Genomic DNA, 17,807 nt, shown 5'->3' with positions numbered 1-17,807 from the left:
AGTCAGATGCCCAGATAGCGCTGCGCCAACTCGGGCTGCGCGGACAGTTCCGCCGGCTTGCCCGACCAGGCGACGCGGCCCTTGTCGACGATGTAGTGGCGGTCCACCAGCGTCGCCATCTCGGGCAGGTTCTTGTCGATCACCAGAATGGTCTGGCCCTCGGCCTTCAGCGACCGCAGGCAGCGCCAGATCTCTTGCCGGATCAGCGGCGCCAGCCCTTCGGTGGCCTCGTCCAGAATCAGCAGCTTGGGGTTGGTCATGAGCGCGCGGCCCACCACCAGCATCTGCTGCTCACCGCCCGACAAGGTGCGCGACGATTGGGCGCGGCGCTCCTGCAGGCGGGGAAACAGCGCATACACGCGCGCCAGGTCCCAGCCCCCGGGCGCCGCCCGCGAGGTCGCCACCAGGTTCTCTTGGACGGTCAGGGAACCGAACACGCGCCGGCCCTCGGGCACCAGCCCCACGCCCAGCCGCGCCACGGCGCTGGGCGCGGGCCGCGACAGCGTCTGGCCGCGGAATTGCACCTGTCCGCCGGTGGCCGGCAACATGCCCATCAGCGTCTTGATGGTGGTGGTCTTGCCCATGCCGTTGCGACCGATCAGCGAGATCACCTCGCCTTCATCGGCTTCGAACGACATGCCGAACAGCACCTTGCTCGACCCGTAGCCGCCCGTCAGGCCGTCAACCTTCAACATGTTCTTCTCCCAGGTAGGCGGCGCGCACGTCCGGATGGCGCCGCACCTCGTCGGGCGCGCCGCTGAACACCACCTTGCCGTAGACCAGCACGCTGATGCGGTCGGCCAGCGCGAACACCGCGTCCATATCGTGCTCCACCAGCAAGATGCCGTAATCGCCCTTCATGCCCAGCAGCAGCCGGGTCATGCGGGCGGATTCCTCCGGCCCCATGCCGGCCATCGGCTCATCCAGCAGCAACAAGCGCGGAGAACGCGCCAGCGCCACGGCCAGCTCCAGCTGGCGTTTCTCGCCGTGGGCCAGGTCGGCGGTGCGGACATGGCGGCGGTCGGCCAGACCCACGTGCGTCAGCCACTGCATGGCCTGCGCCTTCAGGCCGGCGTCGCGCCGCGGGTCGGACCAGGCGCCGAAGGCTCGCCCGCCCTTGAGCATGCTGGACAGGATCACGTTTTCCAGCGCCGTGTATTCGTGGCAAAGCTCGGTGATCTGAAACGAGCGGCCCAAACCCAACCGGGCCCGTTCGAACGCTCGCAACGCGGTCACGTCGCGCCCTTCCAGATGGATGGAGCCCGAGTCCGGCCGGATCTCGCCGCAGATCTGCGCGATCAGCGTCGACTTGCCCGCGCCGTTGGGCCCGATGATGGCGTGGATCTCACCGGCGCGCACCTCCAGGTCGACGCCGTTGGTCGCCACCACCGCGTCAAACGCCTTGCGCAGCCCCGACAACCGCAGCAGCACTTCGGGAGAGGGGTTAATCCGCATGACGCGTCTCCAGCAGGCGGCCAAATAGACCCTTTTGCCCCCACAGCACCACCAGCACCAGGATCGGCCCCATGTACAGCAGCCAATGCTCGGTCAGCGACGACAGCAGTTGCTCCAGCCCCAGGAACACCGCGGCGCCCGCGATCGGGCCCAGCAGCGTCCCCACGCCGCCCAGGATCACGATCGCCATCAGCTCGCCGGACTTGGTCCAGGCCGCCATGTCGGGCGTCACCAGCCCCGCATAGTTGGCCCACAGCACGCCCGCCAGCCCCGTGCCCACCGCCGACAGCACGAAGGCGCTGAGGCGGTATGGCGTGGGCGCCACGCCCAGGTTCAGCGCGCGCCGCTCGCTCTGGCGCAGCGCCTGCAGCACCATGCCGAAACGTGAATTCACGATGCGGATGCACAGCAGCGTCCAGCCCGCCAGCAGCGCCAGGCAGACGTAGTAGAACGTCACCGGGCTTTCCAGGTTGATGCCCGGCAGCACATTGCGCTGCGCGATCATCAGCCCGTCGTCGCCGCCGTAGAACTGCAGCGACACCAGGATGAAATACACCATCTGTCCAAACGCCAGCGTGATCATGATGAACTGCACCCCGCGGGTGCGCAGCGCCAGGTAGCCGAACACCCAGCCGGCCAGCGCGCACACCGCCAACGCGATTGGCCACACCACCAGCGCGGCGTTGCTGCCGGCCCAACCGAACAGCGGCCCCGCTTCGGCGGTGTGGAAGGCAATGATGCCCACCGCGTAACCGCCCAGCCCGAAGAACATCGCATGGCCGAAACTGACCATGGCGCCATAGCCGATCACCAGGTCCAGGCTGACCGCCGCCAGGCCGTAGATCAGAAAGCGCGTCACCACGCCGATCAGGAACGGCGAGCCAGAGGCCGCCGCGGCAGCCGGCAGCACCAGCAGCACGACCAGCCCGGCCAGGCCCCAGCGCGCGCGATTTGAAAGATTCTTTAGCATCATCATCCTCGCGCCGGGAACAGCCCGCCCGGCTTGGCGATCAGCACGATCGCCATCAACACATAGATACTGGCCGACGCCAGGCCCGCCGCCAATGGGTCCGCCGTGGCCGGCGAGAACATTGCGCCCAGCAGCTGCGGCAGGAAGGCCCGCCCCATGCTGTCGACCATGCCTACCAGCAGCGCCCCCGCCAATGCCCCGCGCACCGAGCCCACGCCGCCGATCACGATCACGACGAACGTGGTGATCAGGATGCGCTCGCCCATGCCGATCTCCACCGCCAGCAACGGCGCGGCCATCACGCCGGCCAGCCCGCACAGCAAGGCGCCCAGGCCGAACACCAGCGTGTAGAGCTTCTTGATGTCGATGCCCAGCGCATCCACCATTTCGCGGTCATCCGCGCCGGCCCGGATCAGCATGCCGATGCGGGTGCGGTTCACCAGCCACCACAGCCCCACCGCCACCAGCGCGCCGACCGCGATGAACGACAGGCGGATCAGCGGATACTGGAACCCCGGCGCCAGCGTCACCGCGCCCTCCAGGAACGACGGGATGCTGACCAGCGGCGGACGCCGCCCGAAGATCAGGCTGACCGCCTCGTTCGAGAACAGCAGCAGGCCGAAGGTCGCCAGCACCTGGTAGAGGTGGTCGCGCTTGTACAGCTTGCGGATCACCAGCACCTCGACCGACAGCCCGTACAGTCCGGCGCCCAGCAGCGCCGCCAGCACGCCCGCCAGGAACGAGCCGGTGGTGCCGATGGCATAGGCCGCGCAGTACGCGCCCACCATGTAGAACGAGCCGTGGGTCAGGTTCACCACGCCCATGATCCCGAAGATCAGGGTCAGCCCGGCCGCGAGCAGGAACAGCATCGCGCCAAACTGCAGCCCGTTGAGCAACTGTTCGAAGAGCAATGTCATGACGGCATCTTGCAGAATTGGGCGTAGGCGTCCTTGTCGTCCGACACCAGCTTGCGCACCAGGTGCGGCGCCAGGCCGCCGTCGGCGCCCTTTTCAATCTTCATCAGGTACAGGTCCTGCACCGGGTGCTGATTGGTGTTCATGCTGAACTTGCCGCGTAGCGACGCGAACTCGGGCTTGCGCAGCGCCGCCCGGAACTCGGCCTGGCGCGACAGGTCGCCGCCCGTCGCCTTCAGGCCCGCGCCGATCAGCTGCGCCGTGTCGTAGGCCTGCATCGCGTAGTCCGTCGGCACCCGGCCGTAGGCCTCCTTGAACGCCTTCACAAAGGCCTTGGACTGCGGATTGTCGAAGTCCAGCGACCAGATGCCGGTGGTGTACGTACCCAGCGCCGCGTCGCCCGTCGCCTGGATCATGCGCGCGTCCATCGAGAAGCTGGGCATCAGCATCGGGATGGTCTTGTTCAGGCCCGCGGCCGCGTACTGCTTGACGAAGTTGATGCCGGTGCCGCCGGGGTGAAACTGGTAGATGGCGTCGGGCGCCAACGAACGCAGGCGCGCCAGTTCCACCGAGAAGTCGGATTGATCCAGCTTGGTGTAGATCTCGGCAAGCACCTCGCCTTTGTAGGTGCGCTTGAAGCCTTCGATGGCGTCGCGCCCGGCCTGGTAGTTGGGCGCCAGCAGCACCACGCGCTTGTAGCCCAGTTCGTTGGCGGCCACGCCGCCGGCCGTATGGAAGGCATCGTTCTGGTACGAGGCCACAAAGTAATTCGGGTCGCACTTCTCGCCCGCGAAGCTGGACGGACCGGGATTGAGGCTGACGTAGAACGCGCCCGCCTTGACCACGCCCGGCGCCACCGCGGCCAGCACGTTCGAGAAATTCACGCCGGTGAACAGCTTCACCCCCGATTGCAGCATCCGGTCGGCCGCCTGCTTGGCGTTGGCCGGTTTCAAGCCGTCGTCTTCGATGACCAACTGCACCGGCACGCCGCCCAGCGCGCCGCCGCCTTGCTTGATGGCCAGGTTGAACGCGTCGCGCTCGTCTTCTCCGATGTAACCCGCCGGCGTGGACAACGTGGCGATGAAGCCGATCTTGACCGGGTCCGCGGCAAATGCCCCCTGCACCGCGCCGCCCAGCGCCATGGCCAGGCCGGCCGCCCATACTGTTTTCTTGATCATTGTTTTCCCCTTGGAGACCGCGGCGCCGCCGCCCTTGCGGCCGGCGCCGGAATTCGCTTAGACCGCCACCACCGGATGCCGCAGCGTGCCGATGCCTTCCACGCACGCCACCACCACATCGCCCGGCCACAGCCACTCCTGCGGCTTGCGGCCCGCGCCCACGCCTTCCGGCGTGCCGGTGGCGATGATGTCGCCCGGCTCCAGCGTGATGCCAGCGCTGATGTCGGCGATCAGGAACGGCACCTTGAACAGCATGTGGCGCGTGTTCGAACCCTGCTTCTTTTCACCGTTCACCGTCAGCCACAGGTCCAGCACCTGCGGATCGGGAATTTCGTCAGCCGTGACGATGCACGGACCGAACGGCGCGTAGGTGTCCTGGCCCTTGGAATAGATCCATTGGCCGGCGCGGCGGCAATCGCGCGCGCTCATGTCCAGCATCACGCTGTAGCCGAATACGTACGACAGCGCATCGGCCTCGGCCACGCGCGATGCGCGCCGGCCCATGATCACAGCCAGCTCCACCTCCCAGTCCAGCTGCTGGGTGATCTTGGCGTTGTGCTCGATGGCGTCGCCCGGGCCGATCACCGTGGTGGGCGGCTTGGAGAAGATCACCGGCTGCTTGGGCAGGTCGGCCGACGTGTCCAGCGTGCGGCTCGATTCCGCGACGTGTTCGACGTAGTTCAGGCCGATGCCGAAGATGTTCTTGCGCGGACGCGGAATCGGCGCCAGCAGCTTCACGTTCTCTTGCGGCAAAGCCGTGCCCACGGGCCAGTTGCCGCGGTAGGCGTCCATCAGCCGCGACGCTTGCGCCACGGCCACCGGGCCCAGGTCGATGAAGGCCAGCATGTCGTCCGGCAAGGCCACGCCGCCGGCTTCGCCCAGCAGGGCCAGGTCGATCACATAGCCTTCGGCCAGTGCGCCCAGGCGGGCGGCGGCGGTGGGATGGGCGCGAAAAGTTACCAAGCGCATAGGGACTCCAGGAAATTCAAGACGAGTTGAGACAGGCGCCCGGATTGCGCCGGGCGGCGGATAAAGCATTCAGTTGGGGGGTGCGGCCGCTAGATCAGTTTCTGGTGGCCGTCGTTGTCCTTGACCGCTTCTTCGCGGTAGAGCGCCAGCGATCGCATCACGGGCAGGTCGTTGAAGCAGAACAGGCAGGCGTCGTCGTTGGACGACAGGTTGGCGTGCTCGTGCACCGCCCACGACGGCACACAGAAAATGTCGCGCTCGGTCCAGTCGTAGCGCTTGCCGTCGATGACCGAAAAGCCGCTGCCCTTGGCCACCTGGTAGATGAAGCTGCCGGTATGGCGGTGCGCCTTGGTGTGCTCGCCGGGGCGCAGCAACTGCATGCTGGCGCCGATGGTCGGCATCACCGGGCCACCCGTGGCCGGATTGACGTAGTCCATCAGCACGCCGTCGTAGGGGCTGCCCGCCGACACGCGCGCATGGCGGCGCAGCGCTTCGTAGGTGGGCTCCCATTCATACTTGAACAGCGGCGAATACGGCTTGGTCCAGCCCGACACCTGCGGCCGCAGCGCCACGTTGCCCCAGAGCGCGCTGGTGTCGTCCACCGGGTGCGTCACCGTCTGGTTCAGGTCGGGATGCACCGCATAGAAACCGGCCTCCAGCGCGTTGACCAGCGGAATGTCCAGGCCGTCCTGCCAGATGCAGGTGCTGCCGTCCGCGGACACGCCGTGCTCGTGCCAGGTGCCGTTGGGCGTCAGCACGAAGTCGTTCGCACCCAGCGTCATCTTGTGGCCGTCCACCACCGTGAACGCGCCCGTACCTTCCATGATGAAGCGCAGCGCCGAATGCGAATGCGCGTGGGCCGAGGCCAGCTCGCCCGGCTGCATCACCTGCAGGCCCGAATACAACCACCCCACCGCGGCCGCCACGTCGCGCCGGCCCGGATTGTTCAGGTAGATCACGCGCCGGCCCGCCTCTTCGGGCGACACCAGCTCGGCCGACCGGAGCACATGGCCGCGCAATTCCTGGTAGCGCCACACCACCGGCACCGACGCCGAGCGCGGCGCCCAGGGCTCGATCTTGTTGGCCACCGTCCACAGCGCGCCGGTCTCCAGCCGCGCCAGTTCCTCGTAGTAGGCGATGCGCTCCGGCGAGTCCGCCACATTGGCGCGGCCCGCGGTGCTTTCCCGGTAGGCGTCGTACCTGTTCGCTTCCATCCCTTGCCTCTTTTTTATAAAACCTAAAAGATTTTCGAAAATATTAGAGGCGAGCCAGACTTTGGGCAATCTTTGCGCGCTAGGGGTTTTCCTGGGTTCGATCCCCCCAATGAAAATATCCAGGCGGATTGGTCAAAAATACTGTACAAAAACACAGTGCAACATGCTACATTTCGCTCGCCGAAAAACGTCGTCCAGGAGAATCCTGTGTCCGAAGCCGCCCACATCGCCCAGACCCACGTGGTCCAGTACATCGTCATCCCCTACCGCGCCGCCGCCAACGGCGTGGCCCCCGGAGAAATCCGCCCGGCCAGCAGCGAGTTCGGCGCCATCCGCATCGCCAACTCCATGGCCTCCAAGTTCGCCGGCGTGGCCGCCTACGAAGTCATGATCGACAAGGAAACCGGCGACATGGAATCGCCCCGCATCCTGGCCCAGATCGGCACCGTGCCGTCGCTGGACGACTGACTCCCCCAAGTGGAAACGCCGCCGGCGCCGCATTGCGGCGCCGGCGGCGCTTGAGCCGTCAGGCGGATGGCTCATCCTGCCGAGGTTGGGGTGAGCGGACTGAGAGTGGAGCTAGGGAGGTGGCCGCTTTTTTCGCGTCTGTGGCCGGGTAAGACGCCCAGTCCGCTCAATGCAACCGCGGGCCGCTGGACCCGTGCCCGCAAAGGCCCCCGATCCAGCAGTTCCGGGGCGCGGGCGGCGCGCATCCTGCACGCGCCGCCCAGCCGCCGGACCGCGACGTGTCGCTTAGAAGCGGTGACGCACGCCCACCAGGCCGACCGTGCTCTTGACGCCGTCGATGAAGGCGAAGTTCGTGGCGTACGAACCCAGCGCGTACAGGTTGGTACGCTTGGACAGGTTGTAGGTGTAGCCAATGCTGTAGATGTTCATCGTCGCATCGTCGCCGGTCAACGAGGTGTTGTTGGCGTCAGCACGCTGCCACGTGGCCAGGATGCTGCCAGCGCCACCGACCGGGGCCGACAGACCGACCAGGTACGAGTTCGACTTGAAGTCCTTGGCGATGACGTTGCTGCCGAAGCTCTTGGCTACGGTGGTGCCGCTGCCGAAGGCGTTGATGGCCTGGCCGGTGAACCAGCCGTCACGCGTCTGGCCGTAAGCCAGCGCCAGCTTGATCACTTCGAAGTCGTACGAACCGCCGATGATCCACTGCTTCGGCGACGCATCGTCGCTACCGGCGACCTGGTTGGCCAGGTTCAACTGGTCGTACGTCAGGGCCACGTTCAGCGGACCATTGACATAACGCACGCCGGCCGTGATGGCGCGGGTGTTGTCGGCGGTCTTGAAGCCGGTTTGCGCGGCGGTCGTGTCAGCCACGTTGAACGAGTAGCCCAGGCCGACCTGGAAGCCGCTGAACGACGGGGTCGAGTACTGCACCATGTTGTCGTAGCGGACCGTGTTGGCCGCGCCGAAGGCCGCGCCCACGTTGGCCTGGCCGTAGCTGGCGCCGAACGGATCGATCGCGCCGAAGTACTTCGAGGCGATGTTGGTCTGGCGGCCGAATTCCAGCAGGCCCCAGGAATCGCTCTTCAGGCCGACGGTGGCTTGGCGGCCGAACAGGCGGCTGCTCTGGCCCGACTGGCCGTTGGCCGAGTTGAAGCCGCTTTCCAGGGTGAACACGGCGCTCAGGCCATCGCCCAGATCTTCGGCGCCACGCAGGCCCCAACGCGAACCGCTGGACACGCCGTTGGTCATGCCGACCTTCGATTCCTTGTAGCCGTCGTTGCCCTTGATGCGCTGGAAGCCCACGCCCGTGTCGATCAAGCCGTACAGAGTCACCGAGGTATCAGCGTGCGCAACGCCAGACAGCGCAGCGAACAAGGCGGTGACGAACAAAGTCTTTTTCATTACAGATTCCCGTTAATTGAACAGACATGCGCTTGCGGGCGGTCCGCAACACCAGCAGCGGCGCCGCGCATGACAGGAACGAATTCTAGGAACGCTGTATGTCAGTTTTTGAGACACAAGCGGAAACACTGCGTGTGCGATGAAATCCGCAAGGATTTGTGGCGCACGGCCGACATGCCTGAGCACGCCACGCCGCGTGCTCAAGCATGTCATGACGATGTGCTATTTAAGATGAACGCACGCACGGACCGAGGCCGTGACCGCATCGAACAACGCCGTTTGACGCTTCTGTCTCAATATTCACGGCGATTTGTCTCATCTGGCCGCAAGCACGGTTTTGCGCGAAATATCCCGGTGTAAATTCTGCCGCACATTCAGGCTGGGCAACGCCCCGGCCCGCGTTGAATGCCCCTTTGCAGACATTGATTTCACCGACGGTACAGGCCGACCATGCGCGCAAGCATCTTCAAGACAGCCCCCCTTCTCGCCCTGGCCTTGATCGGCATGACTCCCGCGATCGTGCATGCGCAGAACAGCGCGCCCGGCCCGAAGGTCACGGACCCGCACTTCCAGCTGGCGCCCGGCTACCTCCCGCCCAAGGACCTGCCCAACAGCCTGGAATTGCTCGGCCCGCCGCCGGCCAAGGGCAGCGCGGCGCTCGCGCGCGACGAAGAGGCCCGTACCGCCACCATCGCGCTGCGCGGCAAGGCGCGGTCGGGCCTGGCACGGCTGGACGCCGATCTGCAGTTTCCGCAGCCGGCCGCCAATTTCTCGTGTGCCATGGGCATCGACATCAGCGAAGCCACCACGCCGCGCCTGTATGTCCTGATGCAACGGGTGCTGACCGACGCCGGCTTGTCCACCTACGGCGTCAAGAACACCTACAACCGCACGCGTCCCTTCGTTGTCCACAACGAGGGCACCTGCTTTGCCGAACAAGAGCCGCTGCTGCGCAATGACGGCTCCTACCCGTCGGGCCACACCGCCGCCGGCTGGGCCTGGGCGCTGGTATTGGCCGAACTGAACCCCGAACGGGCCGATGCCCTGTTCAAGCGCGGCCTGGAATTCGGCCAGAGCCGCGTCATCTGCAACGCACATTGGCAAAGCGATGTCGACGCTGGCCGCACCATGGGCGCCGCCACCGTCGCGACGCTGCATAGCAACGCCGAATTCCTGGCCGACATGGCCGCCGCGCGCAAGGAAGTGCAGGCGGCCCGCGCCAACGGCGCGGCGCCGAAAACGAACTGCGGCGTGGAAAACGCCGTCCTGTCGGGACAGTGATCGCGCCCCGGGCATCGGTGCGTCCACGGAAATTGCTTCATCGGAAAATCATGCGGTCTTTCGCCAACACCCTGACGCTACTTGCCCTGCTGGCCGGTGCCAGCAACGCGGCCTTTGCACAAGACAATCCGCTGCCCATCAGCCCGCTGCTGAAAAACAATGCGGCCGAGCCGGACACCTGGAAAGTCAGCGCCAGCCCCTATCTGTGGATGGCCGGCATCAGCGGCAAAGTCGGACAATTCGGCCAACCCGCGAGCAAAATCAATTCCAGCTTCGACAAGATCTTCAGCGAGCTGGATCTGGCGTTCATGGCCGCCGTCGAAGCGCGGCGCAATCGCTTCAGCCTGTTGGGCGATGTCATGTACAGCCGCCTGTCCGGCAGCGGCAAGAACCATTTCGGCGTCCTGAGCAAAGAAGTCGACATCACCTCGAAATCCTTTTCCGGATTCCTGGGGGCCGGCTACACCCTGCTGGAATCCGACCGGGGACATCTTGATGTCATCGGCGGCGGACGTCTCTGGTATGCCAGCACGAAGATCGACCTGAAAGGCGGCCTGCTCGACGGCAAAGGCCAACGCGACAGCGCGACCTGGGTCGACGCCGTGGCGGGCCTGCGCGGCCGCTATATGTTCGATGACAGCTGGTTCTTCACGGGATGGGGCGTGGTCGGCGCGGGACAAGCCCGGCTGGACTGGGATGCCACGGCGGCCATCGGCTATCAGTTCAAGAATGATTTTTCCGCCGTGCTGGGCTATCGCGCCGTGGGCGTCAACTACAACCGCAACGGCTTCGTCTACAACGTCATCCAGCAAGGGCCCATCATGGGCCTGGCGTATCGCTTCTAACGCGTCCCGTAGGCCGCAAAATGACTCGATAGCGGCGCCGCGTCGTCAGGCGCCGCTGCGGCATGGCTCCCCCGCTCGCGGGCGTCCTGCGGCGTCATGCCGAACCGCGCCACGAACGCCTTGCGGAACTTGCCCGTGTCCGCAAGACCGCAATCGGCTGCGATCCGCGCCACCGGGCGCGTCACGTTGCGCGGATCGGCCAACGCAGTGAACGCCGCGTCCAGGCGCCGGGTCTTGATCATCTGGGCGATGCCGCCCAGATCCGCGAAGGCCCGGTACAAGTGGGCGCGCGACACGCAAAAGCGCTGCATCAGCAGATCCGGCCCCAGCCTGGGGTCGGCCAGATGCGTCTCGATGAAGGCCAGGGTGCGCGCGCGCAGCGCGCGTCCCAGCACCGACTTGGGCTCGTCCTGGGCGGGCGCCGTACCGGCCAGCCCCGCCGACAGCAGCGTCAGTAACGCGTCCTGCACCGCCACATCCTCGCTGGCCGACAGCTCCGCCGACACGGCGTGCAGACCTTGCAGGTAGTTCACCAATAGCCGCGTGATCGGCAGCCGGGGATCCAGCACGAAGCCGTGCATGTCGCGGGCCCCCAGCAACTTGTCGATGCCCGCGCGGGGAACCGTCGTCGCCAGCCGCACCCCCGCGTCCACTTCGCAGGTGTAAGGCCGGGACAGATCGATGATGCAGATTCCGCCCTGGGCGGCCTTTGCCCCACGGCCGGCGAAATCGCCGCGGATCGAGCCGGCCGCCAGGACATGCACCAGGTAGTGATCCAGGGGACTGCGCGCGATGGTCCATTTGTCGCGCGTATAGCGCTGCGCGTTGAATGACGTCGATCCCAGCGTCAACCCGGCTACGGTACGGATCCGCATGGCGCCTTCCAGCGTCGCCGCGCCAGCCATCGGCGTCGTGTCGCAGAACGGCCGCGTGACCTCGCGCCAATAGTCGTTGCGAAGCGCGGGCTCGACTGCGTCCGTGGAAATAAGGATATCCGTGGCGGCCATGATGAGGTCTTCTTCCGAGGGAGCAATCAGGCGCAGGATAACCGACATCCCATGACCACTCCATCCGATGCTGTGCCGCCAGCGCTGGCGGCCGACATGCCACCACCGTTCCGGATCGGCTAGAATCGGTGCCATCAAGCGATCTAGCACTTGCCCGCCAGGACGACCTGGCGGCGTATCTTTCATAGGGACGACCCTGCCTCTTTCACGGAAAGAACAGCGATGCCCGTCCCCACCTCCCCCGCTTCCTCCGGCGCCACGCCGCCCCCGCACGCCAATCGCATCCCCAAGACCACCTGGTTGAAACTGGGCTGGGCCTGGCTGGTCGTGATCGCCTTCACGCTTTACGGCGGCACCTGGCTCGCGCAACCGCTGACACCCGTGGTCGCGCTGGTCTGCTTCGCGGTCCTGTTCTTCACCATCGTCGCCGCCTCGTTCGGCGTGGTCCATGAAGCAGACCTGCTGGCGCACAAGCTGGGCGAGCCCTACGGCACGCTCATCCTGACACTGTCCATCGTCTCGATCGAAGTCATCCTGATCGCGTCGATGCTGCTGGGCCCCGGGGAATTCCCCACCATCGGCCGGGATTCTATTTTCGCGGTAATGATGATCATCCTGAATCTCGTCATGGGGCTCTGCCTGATCGCGGGCGGCCTCAGGCATGGCGAGCAGGAATACAACGCCCAAGGCGCCAACGCGTATCTGGCGATGATCGTGCTGCTGACGGGCACGGCGCTGGTCCTGCCCAATTACCTGTCGGGTGCCGGCGAGTTCTCGCACCTGCAGGCGTGGACGATCACCGCCATCACGGCAGGCTTGTATGCGGCGTTCCTGTTGCTGCAGATGCGCGGCGAAAAGCGGCTGTTCATCCAACCGCCCGTGGGGCAGATGGCCGTGGCACACGCACCCGCGCAAACCAAGGCGGTTGATCATGCCGGCAGTTCAAACGACAGGGCGTCCATCCTGCGAAGCAGCCTGTTGCTGCTTGCGATGATTATCCCCATCGTCCTGCTGGCGCATCATCTGGCCATCGTCATTGATTATGGCGTGGCCGCCGCCGGGGCGCCGGTCGCCGTCAGCGGCGTGCTGATCGCCATTATCGTTTTCACGCCTGAATCGCTGACCGCGGTCAAAGCCGCGTTGAACAATGAAATGCAGCGATCGATCAACCTTTGCCAGGGCGCATTCGTATCGACGGTCGGCCTGACCGTGCCCGCCGTGCTCGTGATCGGCCTGGTGACGGGCAAGCAGGTCGTCATGGGCATTTCGGCGCTGGAAACGGTACTGCTGGGATTGACGGTGCTGCTGTCCATGCTGTCTTTCAACGGGCAACGCACGTCCGTCATGCAGGGCGCCATGCACCTGGCGCTGTTCGTCCTGTATGGTTTTCTATTGTTCAACCCCTGAATGGGCAAACCGTCCGGGTGCTTCCGGGGGCAAGCATGACCTGCTTGCCTGCGTAGGCGACGGACGCACAAATCCCCCGCTTTGGCAGAGGCTGAATTGCTTGGGGGAAGACATGGCTGAAAAGACGTGATGGCCAAGGGCCAAGACCTGTCTTCTTCAAACCGGCGAGCACAGGAATCTGGCGAATACCGCAGCGCGCTGGGCGGTGTGGGGTATTCAAGGCCTGCTCGACATGAATGACTGGCGCGCCCGACAGGAATCGAACCTGTATCAAGAGCTTCGGAAACTCTCATTCTATCCATTGAACTACGGGCGCAGCGCAAGGAGGCGGTATTGTACCTAGTTTTGCGCAGTGTGCATGAAGTGGATCAAATCATCGGGCAAACTGCGCGAAAACCCCCGTCCGGGGGTTGGACGCGTGTCCATGACACCGTTATATAATCCAGCGTTTGCTTGCAAGGCGGTCTGCTTTTACCGCCCTTTGTGCAGTACTGATTTTCTGTTGCCGCCGCCAGGCGCCCCCGGTACCCGTTAGCAGGATTTGGTCATGAGCAACGAGCAGGAACACATAGAAGAGCACTCCTCCCCCATCAAGACTCCGAAGCAACTGGTCGTCACGATCGTTCTGTCTTTCGTGATTCCCATCGCCATCATCATCCTACTGGTGAATCTGGTGGTGTCAGGCACCAAGGTGGGCGCCGGCTCGGACACGCTGTCCAACGAAGCCGTCACCAAACGCATTGCCCCGGTCGCCGGTTTTGCCCTGGTCGACGCCAACGCCCCCAAGGTCTTCAAGACGGGCGAACAAGTCTTTACCGCCGTCTGTACGGCCTGTCATACCGCCGGCGTGGCGGGCGCCCCCAAGATCGGCGACAACGCCGCCTGGGCGCCCTTCATCAAGTCCGGTTTCGACGCCATGCTGAACGTGGCCCTGCACGGCAAGGGCGGCATGCCCGCCAAGGGCGGCAACCCCACGCTGTCGGACTTCGAAGTGGCCCGTGCCGTGGTCTACATGGCCAACAAGTCCGGCGGCTCGCTGCCGGAACCGGCCGCCCCGGCTGAAGAAGGCGCCAAGAAGGAAGCCGACGCCACGCCCGCCGCAGCGCCGGCTGCCGCCGCCGTCAACCCGGCCGGCGAAAAGCTCTACAAGAGCGTATGTTTCGCCTGTCACGCCACCGGCGTGGCCAACGCACCCAAGTTCGGCGACAAGGCCGCCTGGGACCCGTACATCAAGACCGGCATGGATGCGATGGTCAAGGTCGCCATGCAAGGCAAGCCGCCGATGCCGCCCAAGGGTGGCGCCGCCACGGCCTCGGAAGACGACATCCGCGCCGCCGTGCAGTACATGGTCGACGCCGCCAAGTAAGCCAGGCCCGCACCATGCTGCGGCCACGCCTCACGGTGGCCCCAAACAAAAAGCCCTTCGATCGCTCGAAGGGCTTTTTACATGGCGCGGTACGCGCCGGCCGTCAGTCAGCGGCGGACGACTTCAACAGCGACATGCCCAGCTGCACGCGGCGTTGCAGCCACAGGCTGGGCCGATAGCGCGGGTCACCGGTAACGCGCTGCATGCTCTTGAGGATCTCGAGAATACGCTCGGCGCCCAAGGCATCGCCCAGCGCCAGCGGACCCACGGGGTAGCCCAGGCCCAGCGTCACGGCGCGGTCGATGTCCTCGGGCGTGGCGATCTGCTGCTGCGCGATGTCGGCGGCGATGTTGACGATCATGGCCACGATGCGCTGGGCCACGAAGCCCGGCGAGTCCTGGATCACCGACACCGGCACGCCATCGGCCGCCAGCAGCGCGTGCGCGGCGTCGCGCCACTTGTCCTGCGTGGCCGGCGACACCATGATGCTGCGGCGGCGGGCGCTGTCGAACGCCTGCAGCGTATCCAGACCCACGGTGCGCGAGGCGTCCAAGCCCTGCGCCGACACGGTGGTGGACACGTCTTCGCCGAACGGGGTCACGATGATCAGCGCGTCAGACGCGGGCGAAGCGCCCGACACCAGCGGTGCGCCCAGCTTTTCCAGCAGCGCCGTGGCGCGGGCATAGCCTTCGGGATGCTTGGGGCTGATCCAGACCTTCAGGCCCTGCGGCAAGGCCGGCACGGGCGGCTCGGCGGGCACCTGCTTCTGGCCGTCCACATAGGTGTAGAAGCCCTCGCCGACCTTACGGCCGATCAGGCCGCCGGCCAGGCGCACGGTGGTGATGGGCGACGGACGGAAACGCGGTTCGTCGAAGAACTGGCGGTAGATGGATTCCATCACGGGATGCGAGACATCCAGCGCGGTCAGGTCCAGCAGTTCGAACGGGCCCATGCGGAAACCGGCCTGCTCGCGCATGATGGCGTCCACCTGCGCGAAAGTGGCCACCGACTCCTGCGCCACGCGCAGGCCCTCGGTGTTCATGCCGCGGCCCGCATGGTTGACGATGAAACCGGGCATGTCCTTGGCGCGCACGGGCGTATGGCCCATGCGGCGCGCCAGCTCGGCCAGCGCGTCGCCCGTCTCGGGCGCGCTGCGCAGGCCGTCGATCACTTCAACCACCTTCATCAGCGCCACGGGGTTGAAGAAGTGGTAGCCGGCCACGCGCTGCGGCCGCTTGCAGGCGGCGGCAATGGCGGTGATGGATAGCGACGACGTGTTCGAGGCCAGGATGCAATCCTCGGCCACCACGCCTTCCAGCGCGGCAAACAGGTCGCGCTTGACGTCCAGGCGCTCGACGATGGCTTCCACCACCAGCTGGCACTGCGACATGTCGGTCAGCGCGGTCGCGGATTCGACGCGATCCAGCGCGGCCTGCGCCTGGGCGGCCGTCAGCTTGCCCTTCTGGGCCAGCTTGTCCCAGGTCTGGCGCAGCGATTCGCGCGCCGCCGCCACCGCATCGGCGCTGGTGTCGTACAAGCGCACCCGCAGGCCTGCCTGCGCCGCGATCTGGGCAATGCCCCGCCCCATGGCCCCGGCGCCCACGACGCCGATGGTTTGAATCTCCATCATCAACTCTCTCCTGCCTGTATTGGGAATAGTGTTCGTGCGCCGCGGCGCTTGCTGCCGCGCGGCCGCCAGCGCCGCGCTGCGGTGAGGGTCAGGCCTGGCTCTGGGCCAGCGCCTGGATTTCTTCAGCCGACAGCCCCAGCTTTTCCGCCAGCACCTGCGCGGTGTGTTCGCCCAGCATGGGCGGCGGGCGGTGGTATTGCACCGGGCTGCCGGAAAACTTCAGCGGGCTGGCCGCCATCGGCACCGTGCCCGCCGCCGGATGCGGCAGCTCGCGCTTCATGCCGCGCGCCAGCACCTGCGGGTCTTCGTAGACCTGGTCCAGCGTATTGATGGGCCCGGCCGGCACGCCCACGCCTTCCAGCGCCGCCAGCCAATAATCGCGCGCGCCGGTGGCCATGCGCTCGGCCAGCAACGGCACCAGTTCCTCGCGGTTCTTCACGCGCTGCGGATTGGTGGAAAAACGCGGATCGGCCGACAGCTCGGGCAAGCCGATGGCGCCGCAATAGTTGCGGAACTGGCTGTCGTTGCCCACGGCCACGATCAGGTGACCGTCGCTGGCCGCGAAGACCTGGTACGGCACCAGGTTCTGGTGCGCGTTGCCCGCGCGCCGCGGCGCCTTGCCGGAAGTCATGAAGTTCAGGTTCTGGTTCGCCATCATGGCGACCTGGCAATCGAGCAGCGCCATGTCGATGTGCTGCCCCAGCCCGCTGACCGAGCGCTCGTGCAGCGCCGCCAGGATGCCGACAGTGGAATACATGCCGGTCATCAGATCCGCCACGGCCACGCCGGCCTTCTGCGGTCCGCCGCCCGGCAGGTCATCGCGCTCGCCGGTGATGCTCATGAGCCCGCCCATGCCCTGGATCATGAAGTCATAGCCCGGACGGCTGGCGTAAGGGCCGGTCTGGCCAAACCCGGTGATGGAGCAATAGATCAGGCGCGGATTGAGTTCCTTGAGACTGGCATAGTCCAAACCATACTTGGCCAACCCGCCGACCTTGAAGTTCTCGACCAGGATGTCGCTCTGCAACGCCAATTCCCGCACCAGTTCGGCGCCCCGCGGCGAGGCGATATCCAGCGCCACCGAAAACTTGTTGCGATTGGCCGACAGGTAGTAAGCCGCCTCGCTGGTGTCGTTACCCGCTGCATCCTTGAGATACGGCGGCCCCCAGGCGCGCGTGTCGTCCCCCGCGCCGGGCCGTTCGATCTTGATGACCTCGGCCCCAAGATCGGCCAAGTTCTGCGTGCACCAAGGACCCGCCAACACACGAGTCAAATCCAACACACGCACACCAGTAAGAGGAGCAGGACGTTGCGACATTTTTTATCTTTCGCGGCAAGAGTGATAGAGGTTAGGGGGATATTAGCCGGTGGGGGCTTTGTTGGGGATTTACGGTGGTCGAGTGGCGGACGATTTGGTTCTTGAGACGCTCTGCGCGGTGTGGGGTGGGGTACGCGGGGCTACGATTGCGGTCCGGAGCCTTCGCTCCGGACTTCCCCTTCGTCATTCTCGTCCGCCTTCGGCTCCCTTCGAATTCCCTCGGGCGCATCTACACGCCCCGCACACCAGCGCCCAACCCGTGACGAGCTACGTATTCGGAGAATTGGGGCGTTGTCAGGCCGGGGGCTGGGGGAGAAGTTTGCGTCGCTTGCCCCAGGCCGGCCGCGCGGGCGGCCTTTTGGGGCTTCGGCAGTGTGCTGC

Annotated in this window: 16 protein-coding genes and 1 tRNA gene; 5 read left to right on the top strand and 12 right to left on the bottom strand. The window is 65.7% G+C overall.

The features are described from left to right. Positions 1-2: 2 nt before the first annotated feature. The 7 genes from A9974_RS02545 to A9974_RS02515 all read right to left on the bottom strand — a co-directional run bounded on the left by A9974_RS02545 (position 3) and on the right by A9974_RS02515 (position 6,700). Positions 3-695, bottom strand: a complete 693-nt coding sequence (locus A9974_RS02545; protein ID WP_183002588.1) for an ABC transporter ATP-binding protein — start codon at positions 693-695, stop codon at positions 3-5. Next, a complete protein-coding gene (locus A9974_RS02540) occupies positions 682-1,455 on the bottom strand; it encodes an ABC transporter ATP-binding protein (protein ID WP_183002587.1) in 774 nt (257 codons plus the stop codon). The genes A9974_RS02545 and A9974_RS02540 overlap by 14 nt, the downstream gene beginning before the upstream one ends. Beyond that, the gene (locus tag A9974_RS02535; RefSeq protein ID WP_183002586.1) at positions 1,445-2,431 is read right to left on the bottom strand and encodes a branched-chain amino acid ABC transporter permease; all 987 of its coding nucleotides are present in this window, start codon (positions 2,429-2,431) and stop codon (positions 1,445-1,447) included. Before A9974_RS02535 ends, A9974_RS02540 begins: the two co-directional genes overlap by 11 nt. Then, positions 2,428-3,342, bottom strand: coding sequence for a branched-chain amino acid ABC transporter permease (locus tag A9974_RS02530; protein ID WP_183002585.1), 915 nt, complete (start codon positions 3,340-3,342; stop codon positions 2,428-2,430). Before A9974_RS02530 ends, A9974_RS02535 begins: the two co-directional genes overlap by 4 nt. Continuing rightward, a complete protein-coding gene (locus A9974_RS02525) occupies positions 3,339-4,517 on the bottom strand; it encodes an ABC transporter substrate-binding protein (RefSeq protein WP_183002584.1) in 1,179 nt (392 codons plus the stop codon). Before A9974_RS02525 ends, A9974_RS02530 begins: the two co-directional genes overlap by 4 nt. A 57-nt stretch (positions 4,518-4,574) precedes the next feature. Then, a complete protein-coding gene (locus A9974_RS02520; RefSeq protein WP_183002583.1) occupies positions 4,575-5,486 on the bottom strand; it encodes a fumarylacetoacetate hydrolase family protein in 912 nt (303 codons plus the stop codon). Between the two features lie 89 nt (positions 5,487-5,575). Next, positions 5,576-6,700 carry a cupin domain-containing protein gene (locus tag A9974_RS02515; protein WP_183002582.1) on the bottom strand — a complete coding sequence of 375 codons (1,125 nt, stop codon included), beginning with the start codon at positions 6,698-6,700 and terminating at the stop codon, positions 5,576-5,578. 207 nt (positions 6,701-6,907) lie between these two features. On the opposite strand from A9974_RS02515, the gene A9974_RS02510 reads away from it, so the two are divergent. Continuing rightward, entirely contained in the window at positions 6,908-7,168 is a 261-nt protein-coding gene (locus A9974_RS02510; protein ID WP_183002581.1) for a hypothetical protein, read from the top strand. A gap of 285 nt (positions 7,169-7,453) precedes the next feature. Here the strand turns inward: A9974_RS02510 and A9974_RS02505 are convergent, their stop codons facing one another. Next, the gene (locus tag A9974_RS02505; RefSeq protein WP_183002580.1) at positions 7,454-8,572 is read right to left on the bottom strand and encodes a porin; all 1,119 of its coding nucleotides are present in this window, start codon (positions 8,570-8,572) and stop codon (positions 7,454-7,456) included. Between the two features lie 450 nt (positions 8,573-9,022). Between A9974_RS02505 and A9974_RS02500 the strand changes: the two genes are divergently transcribed. Both A9974_RS02500 and A9974_RS02495 read left to right on the top strand, forming a co-directional pair. Then, the gene (locus A9974_RS02500) at positions 9,023-9,853 is read left to right on the top strand and encodes a phosphatase PAP2 family protein (protein ID WP_183002579.1); all 831 of its coding nucleotides are present in this window, start codon (positions 9,023-9,025) and stop codon (positions 9,851-9,853) included. A 50-nt stretch (positions 9,854-9,903) separates the two neighbouring features. Further along, the gene (locus A9974_RS02495) at positions 9,904-10,698 is read left to right on the top strand and encodes a hypothetical protein (RefSeq protein ID WP_183002578.1); all 795 of its coding nucleotides are present in this window, start codon (positions 9,904-9,906) and stop codon (positions 10,696-10,698) included. Here A9974_RS02495 and A9974_RS02490 read toward each other — a convergent pair. Next, complete coding sequence (locus A9974_RS02490; RefSeq protein WP_183002577.1) at positions 10,695-11,753, bottom strand: helix-turn-helix domain-containing protein; 1,059 nt, start codon at positions 11,751-11,753, stop codon at positions 10,695-10,697. The genes A9974_RS02495 and A9974_RS02490 overlap by 4 nt on opposite strands. A 174-nt stretch (positions 11,754-11,927) precedes the next feature. On the opposite strand from A9974_RS02490, the gene A9974_RS02485 reads away from it, so the two are divergent. Next, positions 11,928-13,112 carry a calcium:proton antiporter gene (locus A9974_RS02485; protein WP_183002576.1) on the top strand — a complete coding sequence of 395 codons (1,185 nt, stop codon included), beginning with the start codon at positions 11,928-11,930 and terminating at the stop codon, positions 13,110-13,112. A 241-nt stretch (positions 13,113-13,353) separates the two neighbouring features. Here the strand turns inward: A9974_RS02485 and A9974_RS02480 are convergent. Further along, positions 13,354-13,428 (bottom strand) — tRNA-Arg (locus A9974_RS02480). Positions 13,429-13,659: 231 nt separating this feature from the next. Here A9974_RS02480 and A9974_RS02475 point away from each other — a divergent pair. Next, positions 13,660-14,478 (top strand): cytochrome c5 family protein, encoded by an 819-nt coding sequence (locus A9974_RS02475; protein WP_183002575.1) that lies wholly within the window; start codon positions 13,660-13,662, stop codon positions 14,476-14,478. A gap of 103 nt (positions 14,479-14,581) precedes the next feature. Here A9974_RS02475 and A9974_RS02470 read toward each other — a convergent pair whose 3' ends face one another. Together A9974_RS02470 and A9974_RS02465 are read right to left on the bottom strand one after the other, a co-directional pair. After that, positions 14,582-16,108, bottom strand: a complete 1,527-nt coding sequence (locus A9974_RS02470) for a 3-hydroxyacyl-CoA dehydrogenase (RefSeq protein ID WP_183002574.1) — start codon at positions 16,106-16,108, stop codon at positions 14,582-14,584. A gap of 88 nt (positions 16,109-16,196) precedes the next feature. Beyond that, positions 16,197-17,426, bottom strand: coding sequence for a CaiB/BaiF CoA-transferase family protein (locus A9974_RS02465; RefSeq protein ID WP_183002573.1), 1,230 nt, complete (start codon positions 17,424-17,426; stop codon positions 16,197-16,199). Positions 17,427-17,807: the final 381 nt, after the last annotated feature.

This window comes from Achromobacter sp. UMC71 (genome assembly GCF_014170305.1).
Taxonomy (GTDB): Bacteria; Pseudomonadota; Gammaproteobacteria; order Burkholderiales; family Burkholderiaceae_B; genus Achromobacter.
Note: the sequence above shows the minus strand (reverse complement) of the source record. Positions and strands in the feature narration are given on the sequence as shown.

Coding starts and splice junctions, on each gene's coding strand:
- A9974_RS02505 (WP_183002580.1), bottom strand. CDS start 8,572: ATGAAAAAGACTTTGTTCGTCACCGCCTTGTTCGCTGCGCTGTCTGGC.
- A9974_RS02525 (WP_183002584.1), bottom strand. CDS start 4,517: ATGATCAAGAAAACAGTATGGGCGGCCGGCCTGGCCATGGCGCTGGGC.
- A9974_RS02465 (WP_183002573.1), bottom strand. CDS start 17,426: ATGTCGCAACGTCCTGCTCCTCTTACTGGTGTGCGTGTGTTGGATTTG.
- A9974_RS02520 (WP_183002583.1), bottom strand. CDS start 5,486: ATGCGCTTGGTAACTTTTCGCGCCCATCCCACCGCCGCCGCCCGCCTG.
- A9974_RS02470 (WP_183002574.1), bottom strand. CDS start 16,108: ATGATGGAGATTCAAACCATCGGCGTCGTGGGCGCCGGGGCCATGGGG.
- A9974_RS02485 (WP_183002576.1), top strand. CDS start 11,928: ATGCCCGTCCCCACCTCCCCCGCTTCCTCCGGCGCCACGCCGCCCCCG.
- A9974_RS02545 (WP_183002588.1), bottom strand. CDS start 695: ATGTTGAAGGTTGACGGCCTGACGGGCGGCTACGGGTCGAGCAAGGTG.
- A9974_RS02490 (WP_183002577.1), bottom strand. CDS start 11,753: ATGTCGGTTATCCTGCGCCTGATTGCTCCCTCGGAAGAAGACCTCATC.
- A9974_RS02540 (WP_183002587.1), bottom strand. CDS start 1,455: ATGCGGATTAACCCCTCTCCCGAAGTGCTGCTGCGGTTGTCGGGGCTG.
- A9974_RS02495 (WP_183002578.1), top strand. CDS start 9,904: ATGCGGTCTTTCGCCAACACCCTGACGCTACTTGCCCTGCTGGCCGGT.
- A9974_RS02500 (WP_183002579.1), top strand. CDS start 9,023: ATGCGCGCAAGCATCTTCAAGACAGCCCCCCTTCTCGCCCTGGCCTTG.
- A9974_RS02475 (WP_183002575.1), top strand. CDS start 13,660: ATGAGCAACGAGCAGGAACACATAGAAGAGCACTCCTCCCCCATCAAG.
- A9974_RS02530 (WP_183002585.1), bottom strand. CDS start 3,342: ATGACATTGCTCTTCGAACAGTTGCTCAACGGGCTGCAGTTTGGCGCG.
- A9974_RS02515 (WP_183002582.1), bottom strand. CDS start 6,700: ATGGAAGCGAACAGGTACGACGCCTACCGGGAAAGCACCGCGGGCCGC.
- A9974_RS02535 (WP_183002586.1), bottom strand. CDS start 2,431: ATGATGATGCTAAAGAATCTTTCAAATCGCGCGCGCTGGGGCCTGGCC.